Here is a 19,642-nt window from a genome sequence, read left to right as displayed (position 1 = left end):
CCCGCCATGCCGGCGCGGGCACGCTTTCCCACGGCGGCAACGTTGTCGCCGGACAACCCAGTTCTCGTCATCGGGGGATGACCACATGAGACTGAGCTTGATCAACACAAGCGGGGGACCACGCGTCGCGGCACGAAGAACCGTCTTCATCGTCGTGCTGACAGTGCTGTGCGCCTTGGTGGGTCCCGGAGTCGGATGGGCGGACTCGGGCGGTGGACCAGCCGCCGTAGCGGCGTCGCCCGCCGCGGCGAAACGACCGGCCTGGCAGGTGACGAGCAGTGCGCCGAGCCCGGGACTTCCGGCACAGAAGCAGAACTCCGGCGCTTCGCCGTCGCTGTTGGCCTGTGACACGCACGCGGTCGGCACCTGGGCCTACAACGACCAGGCCGGTGTGCAGCACAACGGGATGAACATGCAGGTCCAGGTGCGGGATCTGCGGACCGGCGCGCTGATCGCCGGGCTCACGAACTCCGCCGGCCGCTACGACATCTGTTTCACGGCCGCGCAGTTCACGCAGTTGTACATCACGTTCGCGGCCGAGAACGGCGCGTGGCGGGTGCAGAACGGCACGAACATCTACAACTGGAGTACGCCGGTCCGCGCCAATCCGGTAGCGGGCAGCACCGTGAACTTCGGCACCCAGGTTCCCGGCGACGGCACGGCGGGCCACCGGGCCGCTCACCTGTTCGACGTGGCCAATGACGCATGGGTGGGTGTCCCGCACTCGAACGGCTGCTGGGATCCGAAGGACACCACGTGTAGCCAGTTGCGAATCAACTGGTCGAACACCGCGGTCGGCGACACGGACTTCTACGACCAGACGGGCAACGTGGTGCAGCTGCTCGCCGCGACCCCGGACGCCCCGATGGAGGTGATGCACGAGATCGGCCACGCACTGATGGACGACGTGTACAACGACGCGTTTCCGTCGACCTTCGGGTGCCCCCGTCCGCACCCCGTCCACCTGGCCAGCACCACCGTGTGCGCGTGGATCGAGGGATGGGCGGACTTCTTCTCACTGGCCATATACCACACCCCGGTCTTCAGGTTCCTCGGCGGAGGGTCGATCGATTTCGAGATTCCGAGCTGGGGCTTCAGCAGTGTCGCCAATGGTGATGTGACGGAGGAGCGGGTCGCCGGGGCGTTGTGGGATCTCATAGACATCAACTCCGGCACTTCCGAAATCTGGGACCAGCGCAGTGAGGGCTTCGGAGCCGTCTTCTTCACGCTCGCGCGTCACGTCGACAACACCTTGGCGTCGTTCTGGAGCAGTCGCGGTACGGAAGGGTTCGACGTGTCCGACGCCTCGCTGGGGTCGCTCTACCAGAACACGATCGACTACGGGTACCGCAGGCCCCTGATCGACGGCCGAGGCCAGTTCCTCCCCACGTTCACCTCTCCCACACCGCCGCAGAACTTCAGTCTGAACACCGCGGTCCAGTCGTGGTCCGTGGTCGCGGTGCGGCCGTCGAATCCAACCGATTTCGACCTCCAGCTGTACGACGACCGGGCGCAGACGGCGTTTCTCAACAGCAGCGCATTGAACGACCAGGCGGTCGATTTCGTCGCGATCGACTCGAATCTGCGGCCGGTGGGCGACTACTACCCGCGGGTGGTCCAGTTCCGGGGACCCGGTACCTACACCATCGAGTCCGTGATGGGCTTCACCACCTTGCAGCCGGGGTCGTCCACCTCCTTCCACCTCGACGACTCGCAGGTCGCCGCCGTGCACGACACGCCGCTGACCGCGGGTGTGCCGGTGACGATCACGCTGACCACGACGGACCCGATCTCGGTGGCCAGACTGTTCGTCATGGGCGACGATCCGGGCAATCCGGCGACGTTCGTCCAGAGACGCAGCTCCGCGGTGGCGTCCGCTGCCGGGTCCAATTCCGGTGGGCAGCCGGTCTCGGTGACCTTCACGCCGACGCGGACCGGCGAGTACGGCATCGTGACCACGTTCGACAACGTCGGCGGCGACTACACGCTGACGCGCAGCTGAGCCACAACGGCGGGAGGGGTGTGGTGCGTGGCCTACGCCACGCACCACACCCCACTTGAGGTGGTTCAGCGGTTCATCAGGGCGAAGACTCCCCAGCCGAGGTACTCGCGCTGGTAGCGGACGTGGCGTGCGGGGGCGGTGGTGAGTTCCGCTCGCATGTCCGGGGCCAGTTCGTCGTCGGGGTTCGCGTCCAGCCAGCGGCGGATGTTGAGCCACTGGGCGGCGACGAAGCGGTCCCAGCTGTCGTGGTCGGCGATGACCATCTCGACCACGTCGCAGCCGAGTTCGCCGAACTGTTCGAGGAGTTCGGGTAGAGGGAGGAAGTCGTCCTTCGTGGTGGCGTGGCAGGCCTCGACAGTTGTCTGATCCGGAGGGTCGAGGCGCCAGTACGGCTCGCCGATCAGGATCATGCCGCCGGGGGCCAGGCTGCGGCGGAGGAGTTCTACGGTGCCGACCGGTCCGTTGCCGATCCAGGTGGCGCCGATGCACGCGGCGATGCCCACCGGTTCGTCGGAGACGTGGCCCGTCGCGTCCCCGTGCGTGAAGGTGACGCGGTCGGCGACGCCCAGCTCGACGGCTCGGGTACGGGCGGTGGCGATGGAGACGGTGCTGATGTCCACGCCGGTGCCGGTGATCTGGTGGTCGCGTGCCCAGGTGCAGAGCATCTCGCCCGTGCCGCAGGCGAGATCGAGCATGCGGGTTCCCGCCGGCGGGCTGAGCGCCTCGCCGAGAGTCGCCAGCTTCTCGCTGGTGAACGGGTTGTGGATGCGGTGGCTGCTCTCGCGGATGGTGTAGCTACGTGGAAGATCCACTTCTGGGTTTCCTTCGGTCCAAGGTTGCCGCGGTGGTCGCGATGGCTGCGGTGGGCGGCCGGTGGAACTCGGCCGCGCTTGCCTGGACCGTCATCAAATGCACCTCATCGGAAGCAACGACTCCTGGACGGGGCGAGAGTAGGACCCTCCGGTCGGCCACGTCCATCGGTTATTGCCCGGGTCCATCGGTTGTCGCATGGCGTGATCTTGTGTCTGGTCACCCCGACGCACGGAGGCCGCCTCTACACTGACCTCGGCGGACTCCTGGGCGGCGAGGGGCGGTTGACGGTGCGTAAGGCATGGATCGTGGCGATCGCCGCCGTCGGCACCGGGCTCAGCTTCGTGATGGTGCTCGTCGTCGGCGTCTACCTGGTCGCGGGGAACCTCGCGGGCGGGGTCGGCGGAGGAGCGGTCACGCTGGCCAAGGGCGCCGTGCCGGCCGCGTACCAGACGCTCGTACAGAAATGGGGCAATCTGTGCGACGCCATCAACCCGGCGCTGCTGGCCGCGCAGCTCTACCAGGAGAGCGGATTCAATCCGAACGCCCAGAGCCCCGCTGCGGCGCAGGGGATAGCGCAATTCATCCCGGGGACCTGGGCCACGCACGGAATCGACGGCGACGGGGACGGCGACCGCGACGTCTGGGATGCGAATGACGCGATTCCGTCGGCGGCTTCGTACGACTGCGAGCTCGCCTCGTACGTGAAGGACGCGCCGGGGGACCCGACGCAGAACATGCTCGCCGCCTACAACGCGGGGGCGTACGCGGTCATCAAGTACGGGGGCGTACCGCCGTACAAGGAGACCCAGAACTACGTGAAGACGATCACCACGCTGCAGGCGAGTTTCGCCGCGCCGGTGACCCGCGTCGACCCCTCCAAGCAGGCCGCGGCGGCCATCTCGTACGCGCAGGAGAAGCTTGGCACGCCCTACCTGTGGGGCGGGAACGGTACCGCTGACCAGGGCGGACGCTTCGACTGCTCAGGGCTGACGAAGGCCGCGTACGAGAGTGTCGGGGTCACGCTTCCGCGGGTCGCCAACGACCAGTACAACGCCGGGCCGCACCCCGCGCGCGAAGAGCTGCTGCCGGGGGACCTGGTGTTCTTCTCGGACGACCTCACCAACTCGCGGGCGATCCGGCACGTGGGCATCTACGTGGGCGGCGGGTACATGATCGACGCGCCGAAGCCGGGGGCCGTCATCCGCTTCGACCCCGTCGACACCCCCGACTACTTCGGAGCCACCCGAGTGACCGAAGATGGCGCGAAAGCATTGCCCACGACGGTCTGAACCCACCCTCTGAGCTGCGGCGATGTATCTCTCTTCGATAACGTCTGAGTGATCATTCGGTGGAGGGTGGAACGTACTGGAGGGGACTGTGCGTTCCTTTTGACGTAGAGCGGATCTACGACCACGGGGGTGGGACAGAGCGCCGCACGAAAGGCTGCGCGCGCGGGCACGACGACGAAGGAGCCGCAGCGCTATGGCTGGACTCGCCGAATCCGGTTCCAACCCCGACGTCGACCTGCTCTACGACATCAATGGCCTGGCCAAGGACGCGCCCCGGTGGTTCGACCGGGGCGTCGAGTTCGTTGGTGAGTACGGGCTGCTGATCGCGATGGTCCTGCTCGTGGCCGGGTGCTGGTGGACCGTGCGGCGGCGGGGCGGCGAGGATGCCGCGTCGTCCGTGGCCGCCGTGGTGTGGGCGCCGCTGGCCGCCGGGATCGCGCTGCTGGTGAACGTGCCGATACGGGATTTCGTGGCGCGGCCCAGACCCTTCGCCGACCACCAGGGCCTCGAAGTGCTCGTGTCCGGCAAGACCGACTACTCCTTCGTCAGCGACCACGCGACGCTCACCATGGCGGTCGCCGTCGGACTCTTCATCGCGAACCGCAAGTTCGGACTGATCGGCATAGGGCTCGCGCTGCTCGAAGGCTTCTGCCGCGTCTACATGGGCGTGCACTACCCGACCGACGTGATCGGCGGCTTCGCCCTCGGCACGGCGGTCGCACTGCTGCTGTCCCCACTCGCCATGCTCCTGCTGACGCCGGTGGCCAAGGCCGTCGAGGGGTCGGCTCGGGCCGGAGGGCTGATCCGGGCGCGGGGGGTGGCTCTCGCGGGGGAGGAAGCGGTGATCGCGGGGGCGCGGGTGGAGCGGCCTGAGGACCGGGATCTCGCAGCGTAGCGCTGGCTCTGTCGCGGCCTACTGCCAGACCCACCGTACGAACGTGATGAAGCCGAGCACCCAGACGGCGAAGAAACCCAGCACCATCAGGACCATGCCGACGAAGGCCAGACTCTCGCCGAGTGGAGTCCGCTCGTCCTCCGGCCCGGTTCCGGGGCCGGACGAGAACGGGACCTGGTCCCATTCGACGGGCACGCCGAAAGCGTCCGAAGTGGCTTGGCGCACGGCCGCCAGCTGCCGGGCCGCGAAATCGGTACCGGCGAGGGCTTCCGGCCCGTTCCAGGCCAGGGCTCGCATCCGCCTCGGTGGCGTGGAGTAGCGCGCTTCGAAAGCGGACGTCTCCGCCGGGTCCCGGTCCGCTTCGAGGTACATCCATCGCCCGGCTTCCGCCGGCTCGCCGTACAGCCGGTACACCTCGGCCAGTCGGCGCCGCAGCAGCAGGTTCTGAGGATGCGAGGACACCAGGCCGCGCAGGCGCTGGCGGGCCACGGGGAGCCGCCCCGCGGCAAGGTCCGCGTCCACGCGCGCGAGGGTGGCTATGAGCGTCATGCCTGCATGATTGCCGAAGGGATGCGCCCGCCGCCGTGCATTTTCCCGCGGCGGGAATCTCCACCGGCGGGCATCAAGTCCGCACTACAGCGCCTGCGGGAACGTGAAGAAGCGGTCCGGGTCGTACTGCTTCTTCAGGGCTGTCAGGCGGGGGGCCGCGTCGCCGTAGTACGCCTTGCGCCAGTTGGTGAGGGTGGGGTCCGTGTAGTTCTGGTACGCGGCGCCCGAGGCGTAGGGGGACATGGCCTTGTGGGCGGTGGCCAGCCAGGACTGGGCGGTCGTGCCGGAGGTGCCGGCCTGCCATGAGGCGATGTACTGGGCGAGCATGCGCGAGCGGCGGTGGACGAAGGCCGTCGAGGTGGGGGAGACGCGGTTGACCGCGCCGCCGAGTGCCGTCAGGGCGATGCTGCCCGCGCCGCCCCGGACCGTCGAGAGCTGCTTCATGAGGGCCTGGATCCCGGCCGACGAAATGGAACGGTCGAAGAAGTCCGAGCGGGCCGCATAGGTCTCGCGGCCGAGCGCGCCCTGCGAGGAGCGGCCCGGGGTCGAGCCCGGCAGATGGCACTGGGCGTCGGTGGAGAAGGAGGAGCAGCCCGCGTACACCTCCATCGAGTCCTCGTACGAGCGGCGCTTCAGCGAGACGTTGCTCGCGGGGGCGCCGATCCTGTCGGCCAGGCGGTCCACGGCGTTCTGGAGTTCGACGTACGTGCCGAGGGAGAACGCGGCGATGGAGATCGTGGGGGTGCCGCCGGACGCGTTCGCGAGGTGGCAGGAGGACCAGATCTCGTCCGGCTGGGTCGGGCCCCACTCCTGCCAGGCCTTGATCACGGCGGCGGCCCTTGACCAGGGCCAGGTCATGTACGCCGATACGGCCTGTGGGGCGGGGTGGGTCTTGTAGCGGAGCTCGGTGACGATTCCGAAGTTGCCGTTGCCCGCGCCGCGCAGGGCCCAGAAGAGGTCCTTGTTCTCCGTCGCGTTCGCGGTGAGCTGCTTGCCGTCGGCCGTGATCAGCGTCGCCTGCGTCAGGCTGTCGCAGGTCAGGCCGTACGCGCGGGAGACCACGCCGTGGCCGCCGCCCAGGGTCAGGCCGGAGACGCCGACGGTGGGGCAGGAGCCGGCGGGGATCGTGACGCCCTTCGCGGCGAGGGTGCGGTAGACGTCGATCAGTTTGGAACCGGCGCCGACGACTGCCTCGTTGGCGCTCGCGCGGATCTTGTTCAGCTTCGATACGTCGATGACCAGGCGGTTGTTGCCGGAGGACCAGCCGGCGTAGGAGTGGCCGCCGTTGCGGATCGAGACCTTGATGGCGTGGGTGCGGGCGTATGCCATGACGGTGGTGATGTCGTCGGTGTTGGCGACGTATGCGACTGCGGTGGGCTTCAGGGTGTCGAAGCGGGTGTTGTAGAGCTGGTGGGCCGTTGACCAGGTCTGGTCGCCTGGGCGGATCAGGGTGCCGTCCAGGTCCCTGGAGAGGGCGGTCCAGTTGGCGGGGGTTGCTTTGCTGGTGGTGGCCGTGCGTATGGGGGTGCCGGTTGTTTCGGCCGCGCCTTGGGGCGCGTCCGTTTTGCCGTTGCACGCGGCTGTGGCTGCCGCCGCGAGTGCGGCGGTGGCTCCGCCTATGAACGTACGCCGCTGCATGTGTGCCTCCCCTTGGTTCTGTGGAGGGAGACGGGTGCCCGGGGTCGGGGGTTCCACGGGTGGGGCGTCTGCGGGTCGGGCGGCGTTGGAGGTGGGGTTATTCGCCCCCTCCGCCCCTACCCGTCCCTTGCTCCTGGGGGCTGCCGCCCCCAGACCCCCGCTATCGGCCTGAACGGCCTCGTCCTCAAACGCCGGACGGGCTGAAAGATCTCCAGCTCGGAGGGGGCGAAAAACTCCCCTACAGAACCGCCAAGTTCACGACCCAGAAGCTCAGCGCCGCGACCAGTGCCGCCGCCGGCATGGTGATGAACCAGCCGAGGATGATGTTCTTGGCCACGCCCCAGCGGACGGCGTTCAGGCGCTTGGTGGCGCCGACGCCCATGATGGCGGAGGTGATGACGTGGGTCGTGGAGATGGGGGCCTTGAAGAGGTAGGCCGTGGCGAACATGATCGACGCGCCCGTCGTCTCCGCGGCGAAGCCCTGGGGCGGATCGAGCTCGATGATCTTCCGGCCCAGCGTCCGCATGATGCGCCAACCGCCGGCGTACGTCCCGAGCGACAGCATCACCGCGCAGACAATCTTCACCCAGACGGGGATTGGGTCGCCCGGGCCCTGCACATCGGCGATGACCAGGGCCATCACCACGATGCCCATGGTCTTCTGGGCGTCCTGGAGACCGTGGCCCAGGGCCATGCCGGCCGCTGAGACGGTCTGGGCGATGCGGAATCCGCGCTTGGCCTTGTGGGGGTTGGAGCGACGGAAAATCCACATGATCGCCGTCATCACCAGATAGCCGACGACCAGGCCGACCAGCGGCGAGGCGAACATCGGAATGACGACCTTGTCCAGCACCCCGTCCCAGTAGACCTTCGTGCCGCCGGCCAGCGCCGCGCCCACCATGCCGCCGAACAGGGCATGGGAGGAGGAGGACGGAAGACCGAAGTACCAGGTGACCAGGTTCCAGGTGATCGCGCCGACGAGGGCCGCGAAGAGGATTCCCATTCCCTTCGAGCCCTCGGGGGTCTGGATCAGGCCCTCGCTGACCGTCTTGGCGACGCCGCTGCCGAGGAAGGCACCCGCGAGGTTCATGACCGCGGCCATGGCGAGCGCCGCCCGCGGCGTCAGCGCCCGCGTCGACACCGACGTCGCGATCGCGTTCGCCGAGTCGTGGAAGCCGTTCGTGTATGTGAATCCGAGCGCGACGCCAATGGTCACGATCAGGGCGAAGGTGTCCATGAAGAGGTCAGGACTCCTTGACGGCGATGGTCTCCACCGTGTTCGCCACGTGCTCGAACGCGTCGGCCGCTTCCTCCAGCACATCCACGATCTGCTTGAGCTTGAGCACGTCCATGGCGTCGTACTTGCCGTTGAAGAGCTGGGCGAGCAGCTTGCGGTGGATCTGGTCGGCCTGGTTCTCCAGGCGGTTGACCTCGATCCAGTACTCGGTGAGGTTGTCCATCGTGCGGAGGTTCGGCATGGCCTCCGCCGTCAGCTCCGCCGCCCGGGCCAGCACCTCGATCTGCTGCTCCACACCCTTGGGGAGTTCCTCGACCTGATACAGCACGACCAGGTCGACGGCCTCCTCCATGAAGTCCATGATGTCGTCGAGGGACGAGGCCAGGTTGTAGATGTCCTCACGGTCGAACGGCGTGATGAACGAGGAGTTCAACTGGTGGAAGATCGCATGCGTGGCGTCGTCACCGGCGTGTTCCGCGGCCCGCATACGCTCTGCGATCTCGGTCCGGCCGGAGGCGTCCGCCCCGAGCAGTTCCATGAGGAGTTTCGAGCCCGTGACGATGTTGTCCGCGGATGCGGAGAACATGTCGTAGAAGCTCGTCTCCCTGGGGGTCAGACGAAAGCGCACGTTGGGGTCCTCGGGGTGCTTCGGTTCGGTCAGGCTGATGCTAGGCGCATCATCCGGCCACGGCTAATGGGCCGTCTCCCAGTGTCGCCCATCAGGCAGAGTGCTCAGCACAGGGTCCGGTCCCGGCATCGGGCAAGGGCCCTATACCCAGCAAAGTTCGATACCATATACCTACCAGGGGTATATGTAAGCGGCGAACCGGACGGGATCTCGACAAGGGCCTCCGGTATATCCCCCGAGGTGTCCCCGGGGCCCTCCGGGACCGCCGACAGACTCATCAGGAGGACGCGATGACGACCACCGAGGCCGGCGCGACGGCGCCCTCCGGCGAACCCGTGCAGCAGGTCGTGACCGACCACGACCGGGGTATCCACGGCTACCACCATCAGAAGGACGAGCACCTCAAGCGCCTGCGCCGGATCGAGGGCCAGATCCGCGGTCTGCAGCGGATGGTCGACGAGGACGTCTACTGCATCGACATACTCACCCAGGTCTCCGCCTCCACGAAGGCCCTGCAGTCGTTCGCCCTCCAGCTCCTGGAGGAGCACCTGCGCCACTGCGTCGCGGACGCCGCAGTCAAGGGCGGCGACGAGATCGACGCGAAGGTCGAGGAAGCGACGAAGGCGATCGGGCGACTGCTGCGTACGTGAGATACACGACGTACGGTCACCCGGCCAGGTACGTACGTGGGGGGCGGCGTGGCGGGGACCCGGCCACGCCCGGACAGGCCTTAAAGGTCCGCGTCCCGTGCCTGCTCATGGTCACGCTCGTAGGTGCGCGCTTCGGACACCTTCAGCACCTCGTCGATGCTCTCAAGACTGAGCCGGTCCTCGTCAGCGGCCGAGGCCGCGATGATCAGGTCTCCGCACAGCTCGATCTCGGCGAGGGCCACGTGGTCCTGAACTGCAGTACCGCCGACCGGAGCCACGTGCATCACCTCTTCCTGCCGTCACCGACTTCCTAGAGTAGGTAGCGGCCTACACACCGCGCATGGCACGGAAGGGCCATTTCCGGCCCCCAACTCCTCCTACGCCCGCCCCTGCCCCGGCCGGGCGTTCCTACTCCGCGATCTTCCCGGCGAAGATGTCCGCGGACTCCGGAAGCGTTACGTCGGCGGCGACCCCGAACTCGTACAGCAAGGTCGTCGAGGCGACGGCGACGGTGCCCTTCTGCCGTCCGTTGACGAAGCTGAACCGGTGGCGGACCTTGCGCAGGCGCCCCTCGTCGTCGAGATAGGCGTCGAACGGCACCTGGGCGGTGGCGAACCCTTTCGCCGCCGCCTTCAACGCGTCCCGGTTGCCCGCCGAGGCGCTCTTCGCGGCCACGGCGAGGTCGGCCGTGCCGCGGTAGTGCCGCACCGGAACCCCGGCGACGTCGGTCTTCCCGACGTACTCCGCCGTCCGCGCCCCGCGCAGCAGTTCGGCCGCCGCGAACGGGTCGGTGGCGCCGCCCGTCACCAGGTTCCCGTCGGAGAGGGTGGCCGTGTCGACGCGGACCCACTTGTCGGAGGGGACGCCGGCGCCGCGGTTCTTCATGAAGAGGGCGCCCGGGGCGAGGAGTTCGGTGATCGGCCGGTGCTCGTCGGCGCCCGCGGGGTCCTGCGGCAGCAGTACCTTCAGCCGGCCCCGCTGCTCCTCGAAGTCGTACACGCCCTCGCCCCGGATGGTGACCCTGGTCCCGCCGGTGGCCATCTCCATGGACGTACTGGTCTTCGCACTGCCCGCCCGCCTCAGGGCGTCGGCGGCCTGATGGAGCACCTCGACGCCGTCGGCACCGGTTCGGGCGTCGTCCTCGGCGGCGCCGGGACCGCCCGAGCATCCGGTGACACAGACCATCAGCCCCACCGCGGCGCCCGCGGCGACCATCCAGCCGCGCCGCCGCTCCTCCTCCACCACCATCGCCTGCCGACCCCCAGCCGGTCCGTCCCGGGCCCTCCCCGTCGTTCCGCTTAACGACGTGTGGGGGCGCTCGTCACGCGTCTGCGCGCCCGCCGCGGACCGGCAGATGTAAAGGCGCTTGCCTTGGGTAACGTTGTTGGCGTGGCACAGCAGGACGGGATCGCCCAGAGCGAGGAACACCGCACTACGACGGTCGAGCAGGGCCGCTTCTGCCTGGCCCGCTGCACCTGCGGCTGGCGCGGCCCGGCGCGAAGAGCCCGGAGTCTGGCCCGCGCGGACGCGGAGGGGCACACCCAGGGGTGAGAACACGGTGAGAAAACGAGCGGGCCCGCCCCCGGTAGCCGGGGGCGGGCCCTTCTCGTCCTCGCGGTGGCACCGCCATGCAGCACCGCGAGGGGTTCTTGAGGTGTCGGCTCAGCCGAAGCGGCCCGAGATGTAGTCCTCGGTGGCCTGGACGGACGGGTTGGAGAAGATGCGCTCCGTGTCGTCTATCTCGATGAGCCTGCCGGGCTGGCCGACCGCCGACAGGTTGAAGAACGCGGTGCGGTCGGAGACGCGGGCGGCCTGCTGCATGTTGTGCGTCACGATGACGATCGTGAAGCGCTCCTTCAGCTCGCCGATCAGGTCCTCGATCGCGAGGGTGGAGATCGGGTCGAGGGCCGAGCAGGGCTCGTCCATCAACAGAACCTGGGGCTCCACCGCGATCGCCCGCGCGATGCACAGACGCTGCTGCTGGCCGCCGGACAGGCCCGAACCGGGCTTGTTCAGGCGGTCCTTGACCTCGTTCCAGAGGTTCGCGCCCTTGAGGGACTTCTCCACGACGTCGCTCAGCTCGGACTTCTTGTAGGAGCCGTTGAGCTTCAGGCCCGCAGCCACGTTGTCGAAGATCGACATGGTGGGGAAGGGGTTGGGGCGCTGGAAGACCATGCCGATCGTGCGGCGCACGGCGACCGGGTCGATGCCGTGCCCGTACAGGTCCTCGTCGTCCAAGAGCACCTTGCCCTCGACGCGGCCGCCGGGGGTGACCTCGTGCATGCGGTTGAGGGTGCGCAGGAAGGTCGACTTGCCGCAGCCGGAGGGGCCGATGAAGGCCGTCACGGAGCGCGGCTCGACCGTCATGGAGATGTCTTCGATCGCCTTGTGGGCGCTGTAGTAAGCGGTCAGTCCGCTTACGTCGATTCGCTTGGCCATTTCAATCACTGCTTCTTTCGAGGGGGAGACGTCGGTCGCTGATATGGCCGCGTCAGCGACCTGTCTTCGGCGCCTTCCAGCGGGCGATGCCGCGAGCCGCCAGGTTGAGGATCATGATGAAGGCGATCAGGGTGAGCGACGCCGCCCAGGCACGGTCGTACGCCGCGCCCGAGCCGGCGCTGTTCGCGTACTGCTGGTAGATGTACAGCGGCAACGAGGCCTGCGCGCCCTCGAACGGGTTGTTGTTGATGAAGGGGTTGCCGAACACCAGCAGCAGTACCGGTGCGGTCTCGCCCGCGATACGGGCCACTGCCAGCATGATGCCGGTGATGATGCCGCCGAGGGAAGTCGGCAGGACCACCTTCAGGATGGTCCGCCACTTCGGGATGCCCAGGGCGAGGGACGCCTCGCGCAGCTCGTTCGGAACGAGCTTGAGCATCTCCTCCGTGGAGCGGACGACCACCGGCATCATCAGGATCGCCAGCGCGAGCGAGCCGGCGAAGCCGAAGGGCTGCATGTCGAACTGCAGCATCAGGCTCAGGATGAACAGGCCGGCGACGATCGACGGGATGCCGGTCATGACGTCGACGAAGAACGTGATGGCCCGGGAGAGGTTGCCGCGCCCGTACTCCACGAGGTAGACGGCGGTCAGCACACCGACCGGCACGGCCATCAGCGCGGCGAGGCCGACCTGCTCCAGGCTGCCGATGATGGCGGCGTAGATGCCGCCGCCCGGCTCGGTGTCGGTGACGACTCCCATCGAGTGGGTCAGGAAGTAGACGTCGAGCACCTTGATACCGCGCACGATGGTCGTCCAGACCAGGGAGACCAGCGGCACGACGGCGAGGATGAACGCCACCCACACCAGACTGGTCGCCACCCGGTCCTTGGCCTGCCGGCGGCCCTCGACGCGCGCGGCGATGCCGTACGTCCCGAGGACGAAGATGATCCCGGCCATCAGGCCCCACTGGATGCTGCTGTCCAGCCCGGCCGCGGCGCTGATACCGAGGCCGAGGGCGACCGAGCCCGCGGCGATCGCCCAGGGGGTCCACTTGGGCAGCGTCGCGCCCTGCAGGGTGCTGGGGCGCTTCGCGTTCAGGGTGTGGCTCATGCGTTGGCCCCCGAGTACTCCTTGCGGCGGGCGATGATCGCGCGGGCCGCGCCGTTGACCAGCAGGGTGATGACGAAGAGGACCAGACCGGAGGCGATGAGCGCGTCACGGCCCTGCTCGGATGCCTCACCGAACTTGCTGGCGATGTTCTGGGCGAAGGTGCCGCCGCCCGGGTCGAGAAGGCTGGCGTTGATCGTGAAGGTCGGGGAGAGGACCGTGGCGACGGCCATCGTCTCGCCGAGCGCACGGCCCAGGCCCAGCATCGAGGCGGAGATCACGCCGGAGCGGCCGAAGGGGATCACCGACATGCGGATGACCTCCCAGCGCGTGGCGCCGAGGGCGAGAGCCGCCTCTTCGATCATCTGCGGGGACTGCCGGAAGACCTCGCGGCTCACGTTCGTGATGACCGGCAGGATCATGATCGCGAGCAGGATGCCGACGGTGAGCATGGAGCGCGGGGCGCCGCCCTGCCACTCGAAGATGCCGGTCCAGCCGAGGTAGTCGTCGAGCCAGCCGAAGAGGCCGTTCATGTGCGGGACGAGGATGAGGGCGCCCCACAGGCCGTACACGATGGACGGCACGGCGGCGAGCAGGTCGATGACGTACGAGATGGGGCCGCTGAGCCTGCGCGGGGCGTAGTGCGTGAGGAACAGCGCGATGGCGACCGCGATCGGGACCGCGATGACCATGGCGATGATCGAGGAGACCACCGTGCCGAAGGCCAGGACGGCGATGCCGAAGTCCGGCGGGATCGCGGTGGGGTTCCACTCGAACGTGGTGAGGAAGTTGCTCTCGTCCTTGCTGATCGCGAGGGTGGCGCGATAGGTCAGGAAGATCGCGATGGCGGCCATGACCACCAGCAGGAAAATGCCCGAGCCGCGGGAGAGACCGAGGAAGACTCGGTCACCGGGTCGGGTGGCGCCGCGACTGGCGCGCTTCTGCTCGGTCGCGGTGGGCTGGGGGGTTGGCGGAGGCGCTTCGGCGTCGTTCTTGGTCGATATATCCATCAGATTTCTCCGGTCTGCGGAGTCGCACGAGATGTGGGGCTCCTGGCGGCGGTGCACCGGACGCGGTGCGGTCCGGCCCCGTGGCGGGGCCGGACCGCACCGTCGGGGTTTAGCTCAGGCCCGCGATGGTGGTGCGGACCTTGGCGATGATCTCGGCCGGGATCGGCGCGTAGCCGGCCTCGGTGAGGAGCTTCTGGCCGTCCTCGCTGGCGATGTAGGTGAGGAACGCCTTCGTGGCGGGCAGGGTGTCGGCCTTGTTGCCCTTGTCGCAGACGATCTCGTAGGTGACAAGGGTGATCGGGTAGGCGCCCTCGGCCTTGGTCGCGTAGTCCAGCTTGAGCGCGAGGTCCGAGCCCGTGCCGACGACCTGGGCGGCGGCGATCGCCTTGGTGGCGTTGTCGACGGTGGCCTCGACCGGAGCCGCGGCGCCCGTGTCCAGGGAGGCGGCGGCGATGCCGTCCTTGGCGTACGACAGCTCCATGTAGCTGATGGCGCCGGAGGTCTGCTTGACCTGCGCGGCGACACCGCTGGAGCCGCTCGCGGACTGGCCGCCCTTGGCCTGCCAGGCCTTGCCGCCCTCGTACTTCCAGTTGTCCGGGGTCGCGGCGATCAGGTACTTGGTGAAGTTGTCCGTGGTGCCGGACTCGTCCGAACGGTGGAACGCCTGGATCTTGAGGTCGGGCAGCGTCGCGTCGGGGTTCAGCGCCTTGATCGCGGCGTCGTTCCAGTTGGTGATCTTGCTGTCGAAGATCTTCGCGATGGTGGCCGCGTCCAGGACCAGGTTGTCGACACCCGGGACGTTGTAACCGACCGCGATCGGGCCGCCGACCATCGGGAGGTCGATGGCCTGGCCGCCGGTGCAGACCGCCTTGGAGGCCTCGACCTCTTCGGGCTTCAGCGCGGAGTCGGAACCGGCGAAGGCGACCGTGCCCTGCGTGAACGCGGTGACGCCGGCGCCCGAGCCGCCGCCCTTGTAGTTGATCTGGACGCCGCAGGCGGTGCTGAACTCCTTGACCCAGGCGTCGATCGCGTTCTTCTGCGCGGACGAGCCGTCGGCGAGGAGCTGACCCTTGGCGTCGTCACACTTGATCGAGCTGGCCGCGCCGGTCGTGGCGCTCGAGTCCGTGGTGGTGCCGGTGTCGTCCGAGCCGCACGCCGTGAGGGCCAGGGCGCCGGAGACCGCGAGAGCACCGAGGGTGAGGGCCCGCCGGTTCATGCGCTGCTGAAGCTTCACTTTTCGGGTGTTCCTTCCAGGAGCCGCCGTCTGGTGGCGGCGTGCGAAGTCTGTGTGATGCGGAGGAGACATCCGTCAGGCCGCCTCGCACCGTGTAAGGCCGAAATTAGGCAGATCAGGTGAAGGCGCCGATGGCCAAAAGTGAACGGGGGGTGAACCCCTGCGGACGGTGCGGTGAGGTAACGGAACGCTTACGTCAAGGACACGGAGAGATCCCGGGTTGGAGGGCCCAAAGAGGAACTCTACGTAATCAAACGGCTACTCACAGGTTCCGGCGCAGCTACGCAAGATGCAGCGAGTTCAGCAGATCGTCCAGCAGGTCGCGGTCGCGGGGCTGGGTGAGGCGGGCGCGGGCCGCGTCCGGGGGGAGCCAGCTGATGTGGTCGACCTCGCGGTTGGGCGTGAAGTGGCCGTCCGTCGCCTCGGCGGCCCAGTAGCTGACCCGTTTGCGGCGGCCGTCCACGTAGTAGAGGGCGGAGGGGAGGCGGGCGCCGGGCACGCAGCGGAACCCGGTCTCCTCCTCGACCTCGCGCAGAGCGCCCGCGAGGGGTTCCTCACCGCGCTTGAGCTTGCCCTTGGGGTGCGACCAGTCGTCGTACTTCGGCCGGTGGACCAGACAGATCTCCAGCTCGCCGGGCACGTCCACGGGGGAGGCGCGCCACAGGACGCAGCCGGCCGCCCGGATGGTGTCGTCGTCGGTCATCCGACCTCCATTCCCTTCGACTCAACAGGGGTCCTCTACGGGGCGCGTACCGCTTCCTTCTGCCAGCTCTGCTGGAACGCGAACCGCGCCGCCTCCACCTCGTGCCGCTGATCGGCGTGGAGCACGCCGAGCGCGTACGCCGTCGCCGGGGCGATGCGCGGTGTGCGGGCCGCCGATGCCGCGGCCGAGGCGGCCTCCGCCGCGTCCCGGTGCTGGTTCAGGGCCTGGCCTGCGCCGAGCAGGCGTGCGTCGACGGGGCACTCCTCGCCGTGCAGGACCTCGCGGGCGTAGCGGTGCAGGCGCAGCAGCAGGCGGACCTGGTGCCAGGGGGCGTCCTGCGGCTGGGGCGCGGTGTCGGCGGAGAGGCCGTGCACGAGGGCCTCCGCGTTGTAGGGGTGGCCTGCGGTGAGGAGCGGCAGTGTGCCGACGGCGTCGATCAGGCGGCCCTCGGCGGCGGCGGCCGACGGGCGCAGGTCGGCCATGGCCGCCGTCGGGGTCAGCGGGACCTCGCTGGCGAGGACGGCGACGCTGTCGGCGACGGCGTGGAAGCGGGAGGAGCCCAGTGCCTGGAGGGCGGCCGAGTGGGCCCGGGTGCGGGCCAGGGTCAGCTGGCGGTCGAGCAGGGCGCCCGCCTTCGCCGCGCCGATGGTCAGATTGCCCTTGGGTTCCGTGCTCGCCTCCGGTCCGGCCTGGGCGGGGAAACCGGAGGGCGAGCCCGAGCCGGACAGCCGGTTCAGCGCGCCGAGCAGCCGCTCCAGACGGGCCGAGTACGCGTGCTCGCGTGCCAACGTGCCCGACAGCCAGGCGAGTTCGGGGCGCATGCCCTCCGACCAGTCCGCGTCGAGCAGCGGCCGGAAGGTGTGCAGTGAGCCGCTTATCCGGCGGGCCGAGCGGCGCAGGGCGCGCGCCGCGTCGACGGAGCCGTCCGAGCCGCTGGACGCGCCGCCGGTCTCGCGGTGCTGGCGCAGCGAACGGAGGAACTCCGTCGCCTGCGCCCGCAGATAGCCCGCCAGGGCGTCACAGGACACCGGCCCGGCCGTGCTGGGGTCGGTGGGGTCAAGTTGTTGCTGTGCCACGCCGGCGCCTCCGGGCGTCTATGAGCATCTCCTGGACGTTCCGCAGGGGTTGGCCCTCGGCATCGGTCGCGTGCCGGGTCCATTCGCCGTCCGGGCCCAGGTGCCAGGAAGCGGTGGTGTCGGACATACCGGTTTCGAACAGCCGGTTGAGGGCTGCCCGGTGGGCCGGGTCGGTGATCCTGACCAGAGCCTCGATGCGGCGGTCGAGGTTGCGGTGCATCATGTCGGCGCTGCCGAGCCAGATCTCGGGCTCGCCGCCGTTGCCGAAGGCGAAGACCCGGGAGTGTTCCAGGAAGCGGCCGAGGATCGAGCGCACCCGTATGTTTTCGGACAGGCCCGTGACGCCGGGCCGGACCGCGCAGATTCCGCGCACCCAGATGTCGACCGGTACCCCGGCCTGGGAGGCGCGGTAGAGCGAGTCGATGACCGCCTCGTCCACCATCGAGTTGACCTTGATGCGGACGAACGCGGGGCGTCCGGCGATGTGGTGCTGGACTTCCTTGTTGATCCGCGAGATCAGGCCGTCGCGCAGGGACTTGGGGGCGACGAGCAGCCGGCGGTAGGTCTCGCGGCGCGAGTAGCCGGAGAGCCGGTTGAAGAGGTCGGAGAGGTCCGCGCCGACCTGCGGGTCGGCGGTGAGCAGTCCCAGGTCCTCGTACAGGCGGGCGGTCTTGGGGTGGTAGTTGCCCGTGCCGACATGGCAGTAGCGGCGCAGCGTGTCGCCCTCCTGGCGGACCACCAGCGACAGCTTGCAGTGGGTCTTCAGGCCGACGAGCCCGTACACGACATGGCAGCCGGCCTCTTCGAGCTTCCTGGCCCACTTGATGTTGGCCTGCTCGTCGAAGCGGGCCTTGATCTCGACCAGGACGAGGACCTGCTTGCCGGACTCGGCGGCGTCTATCAGTGCGTCGACGATCGGCGAGTCGCCCGAAGTCCGGTACAGCGTCTGCTTGATGGCCAGTACGTCGTCGTCCCCCGCCGCCTGCTCCAGGAAGGCCTGGACGGAGGTGGAGAAGGAGTCGTACGGGTGGTGCAGCAGTACGTCGCGCTCGCGCAGGGCGGCGAAGATGTCGGGCGCGGACGCCGACTCGACCTCCGCGAGGTCGCGGTGGGTGCCCGCGATGAACTTGGGGTACTTCAGCTCGGGCCGGTCCAGGCCCCCTATGCCGAAGAGGCCGGTCAGGTCGAGGGGACCCGGCAGCGGGTACACCTCGGCCTCGGAGATCTTCAACTCCCGTACCAGCAGGTCGAGTACGTACCGGTCGATGGACTCCTCGACCTCCAGGCGCACCGGCGGCCCGAAGCGGCGCCGCATGAGCTCCTTCTCCAGGGCCTGGAGCAGGTTCTCGGCGTCGTCCTCCTCGACCTCCAGGTCCTCGTTCCGGGTGAGGCGGAAGGTGTGGTGCTCAAGGACCTCCATGCCCGGGAAGAGCTCCTCCAGGTGGGCCGCGATGACGTCCTCGATGGGGACGTAGCGGCTGGGGGAGGCCTCCAGGAAGCGGGAGAGCAGCGGCGGGACCTTGACGCGCGCGAAGTGGCGGTGGCCGCTGACCGGGTTCCGTACGACGACGGCCAGGTTCAGGGACAGGCCCGAGATGTACGGGAAGGGGTGCGCGGGGTCGACCGCGAGGGGGGTGAGGACCGGGAAGATCTGATGCCGGAACAAGGTGAACAGGCGGGCCTGCTCCTTCTCCGTCAGCTCGCTCCAGCGGACCAGGTGGACGCCCTCCTCCGCGAGCGCGGGGGCCACGTCCTCCTGGTAGCAGGCCGCGTGCCGGGCCATGAGCTCGCGCGAGCGGGCCCAGATCATCTCCAGGACCTCACGGGGCTGGAGGCCCGAGGCGGACTTGGTGGCCACGCCGGTCGCGATGCGGCGCTTCAGTCCGGCCACCCGGACCATGAAGAACTCGTCCAGGTTGCTGGCGAAGATCGCCAGGAAGTTCGCGCGCTCCAGAAGCGGTGTGTTCGGGTCCTCGGCGAGCTCCAGCACCCGTTCGTTGAACGCCAGCCAGCTGCGTTCCCGGTCCAGGAACCGGCCCTGCGGCAGCTGGATGCCGTCCTCGACCGTGTCCTCGTACGCGTCGAGGTCGGCGTCGAGGTCCGGCTCCAGGTCGGAGACGTTCGCGGCCACCGTGTGCGGGCGGTGCGCGGCTATGGAGCCGACGGACGGCTGTGCGTGCTGGACCGGGGCCTGGGCGCTTGGCTGGTTCATGGACCCATTCTTCCGCGCCGGGAGCGTTACCGGCGCGTCGGAGAGCGCGAGCGGCAGCGGGGCGAGGCGGATATTTCCGTTCGCCAACACCGGCACGGGCTCGCCCACCGTCGGCTGCAGGGGCTCGCTCTCCTCGGAGGGCGGAGGTTCTGGCGCGGC

Annotated in this window: 19 protein-coding genes; 5 read left to right on the top strand and 14 right to left on the bottom strand. The window is 68.8% G+C overall.

Features of this window, described 5'->3' with window-relative positions:
• The first annotated feature begins 85 nt into the window (after positions 1-85).
• Positions 86-2,002 (top strand): hypothetical protein, encoded by a 1,917-nt coding sequence (locus tag OG219_RS22690; protein ID WP_266829249.1) that lies wholly within the window; start codon positions 86-88, stop codon positions 2,000-2,002.
• A gap of 65 nt (positions 2,003-2,067) precedes the next feature.
• On the opposite strand, the gene OG219_RS22685 is transcribed toward OG219_RS22690, so the two are convergent.
• Positions 2,068-2,814 carry a cyclopropane-fatty-acyl-phospholipid synthase family protein gene (locus OG219_RS22685; protein ID WP_266829248.1) on the bottom strand — a complete coding sequence of 249 codons (747 nt, stop codon included), beginning with the start codon at positions 2,812-2,814 and terminating at the stop codon, positions 2,068-2,070.
• 282 nt (positions 2,815-3,096) lie between these two features.
• Here OG219_RS22685 and OG219_RS22680 point away from each other — a divergent pair, with 282 nt between their 5' ends.
• Together OG219_RS22680 and OG219_RS22675 are read left to right on the top strand one after the other, a co-directional pair.
• Entirely contained in the window at positions 3,097-4,104 is a 1,008-nt protein-coding gene (locus OG219_RS22680) for a bifunctional lytic transglycosylase/C40 family peptidase (RefSeq protein ID WP_266836191.1), read from the top strand.
• Between the two features lie 193 nt (positions 4,105-4,297).
• Positions 4,298-4,999: a phosphatase PAP2 family protein gene (locus OG219_RS22675; protein ID WP_266829247.1), complete on the top strand. Its 702-nt coding sequence runs from the start codon at positions 4,298-4,300 to the stop codon at positions 4,997-4,999.
• Positions 5,000-5,017: 18 nt separating this feature from the next.
• On the opposite strand, the gene OG219_RS22670 is transcribed toward OG219_RS22675, so the two are convergent.
• The 4 genes from OG219_RS22670 to OG219_RS22655 all read right to left on the bottom strand — a co-directional run bounded on the left by OG219_RS22670 (position 5,018) and on the right by OG219_RS22655 (position 9,051).
• Positions 5,018-5,548, bottom strand: coding sequence for a DUF6584 family protein (locus tag OG219_RS22670; RefSeq protein ID WP_266829246.1), 531 nt, complete (start codon positions 5,546-5,548; stop codon positions 5,018-5,020).
• An 84-nt stretch (positions 5,549-5,632) separates the two neighbouring features.
• Positions 5,633-7,186 carry an FAD-binding oxidoreductase gene (locus OG219_RS22665; protein WP_266829245.1) on the bottom strand — a complete coding sequence of 518 codons (1,554 nt, stop codon included), beginning with the start codon at positions 7,184-7,186 and terminating at the stop codon, positions 5,633-5,635.
• 238 nt (positions 7,187-7,424) lie between these two features.
• Entirely contained in the window at positions 7,425-8,423 is a 999-nt protein-coding gene (locus tag OG219_RS22660) for an inorganic phosphate transporter (RefSeq protein WP_266829244.1), read from the bottom strand.
• A 7-nt stretch (positions 8,424-8,430) separates the two neighbouring features.
• Positions 8,431-9,051 carry a DUF47 domain-containing protein gene (locus OG219_RS22655; RefSeq protein WP_266459195.1) on the bottom strand — a complete coding sequence of 207 codons (621 nt, stop codon included), beginning with the start codon at positions 9,049-9,051 and terminating at the stop codon, positions 8,431-8,433.
• 290 nt (positions 9,052-9,341) lie between these two features.
• Here OG219_RS22655 and OG219_RS22650 point away from each other — a divergent pair, with 290 nt between their 5' ends.
• Positions 9,342-9,701: a metal-sensitive transcriptional regulator gene (locus tag OG219_RS22650; protein ID WP_266829243.1), complete on the top strand. Its 360-nt coding sequence runs from the start codon at positions 9,342-9,344 to the stop codon at positions 9,699-9,701.
• An 80-nt stretch (positions 9,702-9,781) separates the two neighbouring features.
• Here the strand turns inward: OG219_RS22650 and OG219_RS22645 are convergent, their stop codons facing one another.
• Together OG219_RS22645 and OG219_RS22640 are read right to left on the bottom strand one after the other, a co-directional pair.
• Entirely contained in the window at positions 9,782-9,985 is a 204-nt protein-coding gene (locus OG219_RS22645) for a hypothetical protein (protein ID WP_266829242.1), read from the bottom strand.
• A 124-nt stretch (positions 9,986-10,109) separates the two neighbouring features.
• Positions 10,110-10,949, bottom strand: a complete 840-nt coding sequence (locus OG219_RS22640; RefSeq protein ID WP_266829241.1) for a hypothetical protein — start codon at positions 10,947-10,949, stop codon at positions 10,110-10,112.
• Positions 10,950-11,090: 141 nt separating this feature from the next.
• On the opposite strand from OG219_RS22640, the gene OG219_RS22635 reads away from it, so the two are divergent.
• On the top strand, positions 11,091-11,252 hold the full coding sequence (locus tag OG219_RS22635; protein WP_266829240.1) for a hypothetical protein: 162 nt from the start codon (positions 11,091-11,093) through the stop codon (positions 11,250-11,252).
• Positions 11,253-11,363: 111 nt separating this feature from the next.
• Here OG219_RS22635 and pstB read toward each other — a convergent pair whose 3' ends face one another.
• The 7 genes from pstB to OG219_RS22600 all read right to left on the bottom strand — a co-directional run bounded on the left by pstB (position 11,364) and on the right by OG219_RS22600 (position 19,483).
• The gene (pstB, locus tag OG219_RS22630; RefSeq protein WP_266829239.1) at positions 11,364-12,140 is read right to left on the bottom strand and encodes a phosphate ABC transporter ATP-binding protein PstB; all 777 of its coding nucleotides are present in this window, start codon (positions 12,138-12,140) and stop codon (positions 11,364-11,366) included.
• 52 nt (positions 12,141-12,192) lie between these two features.
• Positions 12,193-13,251, bottom strand: coding sequence for a phosphate ABC transporter permease PstA (pstA, locus tag OG219_RS22625; protein ID WP_266829238.1), 1,059 nt, complete (start codon positions 13,249-13,251; stop codon positions 12,193-12,195).
• Positions 13,248-14,258, bottom strand: a complete 1,011-nt coding sequence (gene pstC / locus OG219_RS22620; RefSeq protein WP_266829237.1) for a phosphate ABC transporter permease subunit PstC — start codon at positions 14,256-14,258, stop codon at positions 13,248-13,250. Before pstC ends, pstA begins: the two co-directional genes overlap by 4 nt.
• A gap of 109 nt (positions 14,259-14,367) precedes the next feature.
• On the bottom strand, positions 14,368-15,492 hold the full coding sequence (gene pstS, locus OG219_RS22615) for a phosphate ABC transporter substrate-binding protein PstS (RefSeq protein WP_266829236.1): 1,125 nt from the start codon (positions 15,490-15,492) through the stop codon (positions 14,368-14,370).
• A gap of 280 nt (positions 15,493-15,772) precedes the next feature.
• Entirely contained in the window at positions 15,773-16,195 is a 423-nt protein-coding gene (locus tag OG219_RS22610) for an NUDIX hydrolase (RefSeq protein ID WP_266829235.1), read from the bottom strand.
• 35 nt (positions 16,196-16,230) lie between these two features.
• Complete coding sequence (locus tag OG219_RS22605; protein WP_266829234.1) at positions 16,231-17,271, bottom strand: CHAD domain-containing protein; 1,041 nt, start codon at positions 17,269-17,271, stop codon at positions 16,231-16,233.
• Entirely contained in the window at positions 17,252-19,483 is a 2,232-nt protein-coding gene (locus OG219_RS22600; protein ID WP_266829233.1) for an RNA degradosome polyphosphate kinase, read from the bottom strand. The genes OG219_RS22605 and OG219_RS22600 overlap by 20 nt, the downstream gene beginning before the upstream one ends.
• Positions 19,484-19,642 lie beyond the last annotated feature (159 nt).

It is taken from the genome of Streptomyces sp. NBC_00038, from assembly GCF_026343635.1.
Lineage (GTDB): Bacteria > Actinomycetota > Actinomycetes > Streptomycetales > Streptomycetaceae > Streptomyces.
Note: the sequence above shows the minus strand (reverse complement) of the source record. Positions and strands in the feature narration are given on the sequence as shown.

Bases quoted from the DNA above. Each gene is read 5' to 3' on its own strand.
- OG219_RS22690 (WP_266829249.1), top strand. From the start codon at position 86: ATGAGACTGAGCTTGATCAACACAAGCGGGGGACCACGCGTCGCGGCA.
- OG219_RS22675 (WP_266829247.1), top strand. From the start codon at position 4,298: ATGGCTGGACTCGCCGAATCCGGTTCCAACCCCGACGTCGACCTGCTC.
- OG219_RS22670 (WP_266829246.1), bottom strand. From the start codon at position 5,548: ATGACGCTCATAGCCACCCTCGCGCGCGTGGACGCGGACCTTGCCGCG.
- OG219_RS22665 (WP_266829245.1), bottom strand. From the start codon at position 7,186: ATGCAGCGGCGTACGTTCATAGGCGGAGCCACCGCCGCACTCGCGGCG.
- OG219_RS22660 (WP_266829244.1), bottom strand. From the start codon at position 8,423: ATGGACACCTTCGCCCTGATCGTGACCATTGGCGTCGCGCTCGGATTC.
- OG219_RS22650 (WP_266829243.1), top strand. From the start codon at position 9,342: ATGACGACCACCGAGGCCGGCGCGACGGCGCCCTCCGGCGAACCCGTG.
- OG219_RS22645 (WP_266829242.1), bottom strand. From the start codon at position 9,985: ATGCACGTGGCTCCGGTCGGCGGTACTGCAGTTCAGGACCACGTGGCC.
- OG219_RS22640 (WP_266829241.1), bottom strand. From the start codon at position 10,949: ATGGTGGTGGAGGAGGAGCGGCGGCGCGGCTGGATGGTCGCCGCGGGC.
- pstB (WP_266829239.1), bottom strand. From the start codon at position 12,140: ATGGCCAAGCGAATCGACGTAAGCGGACTGACCGCTTACTACAGCGCC.
- pstA (WP_266829238.1), bottom strand. From the start codon at position 13,251: ATGAGCCACACCCTGAACGCGAAGCGCCCCAGCACCCTGCAGGGCGCG.
- pstC (WP_266829237.1), bottom strand. From the start codon at position 14,258: ATGGATATATCGACCAAGAACGACGCCGAAGCGCCTCCGCCAACCCCC.
- OG219_RS22610 (WP_266829235.1), bottom strand. From the start codon at position 16,195: ATGACCGACGACGACACCATCCGGGCGGCCGGCTGCGTCCTGTGGCGC.
- OG219_RS22600 (WP_266829233.1), bottom strand. From the start codon at position 19,483: ATGAACCAGCCAAGCGCCCAGGCCCCGGTCCAGCACGCACAGCCGTCC.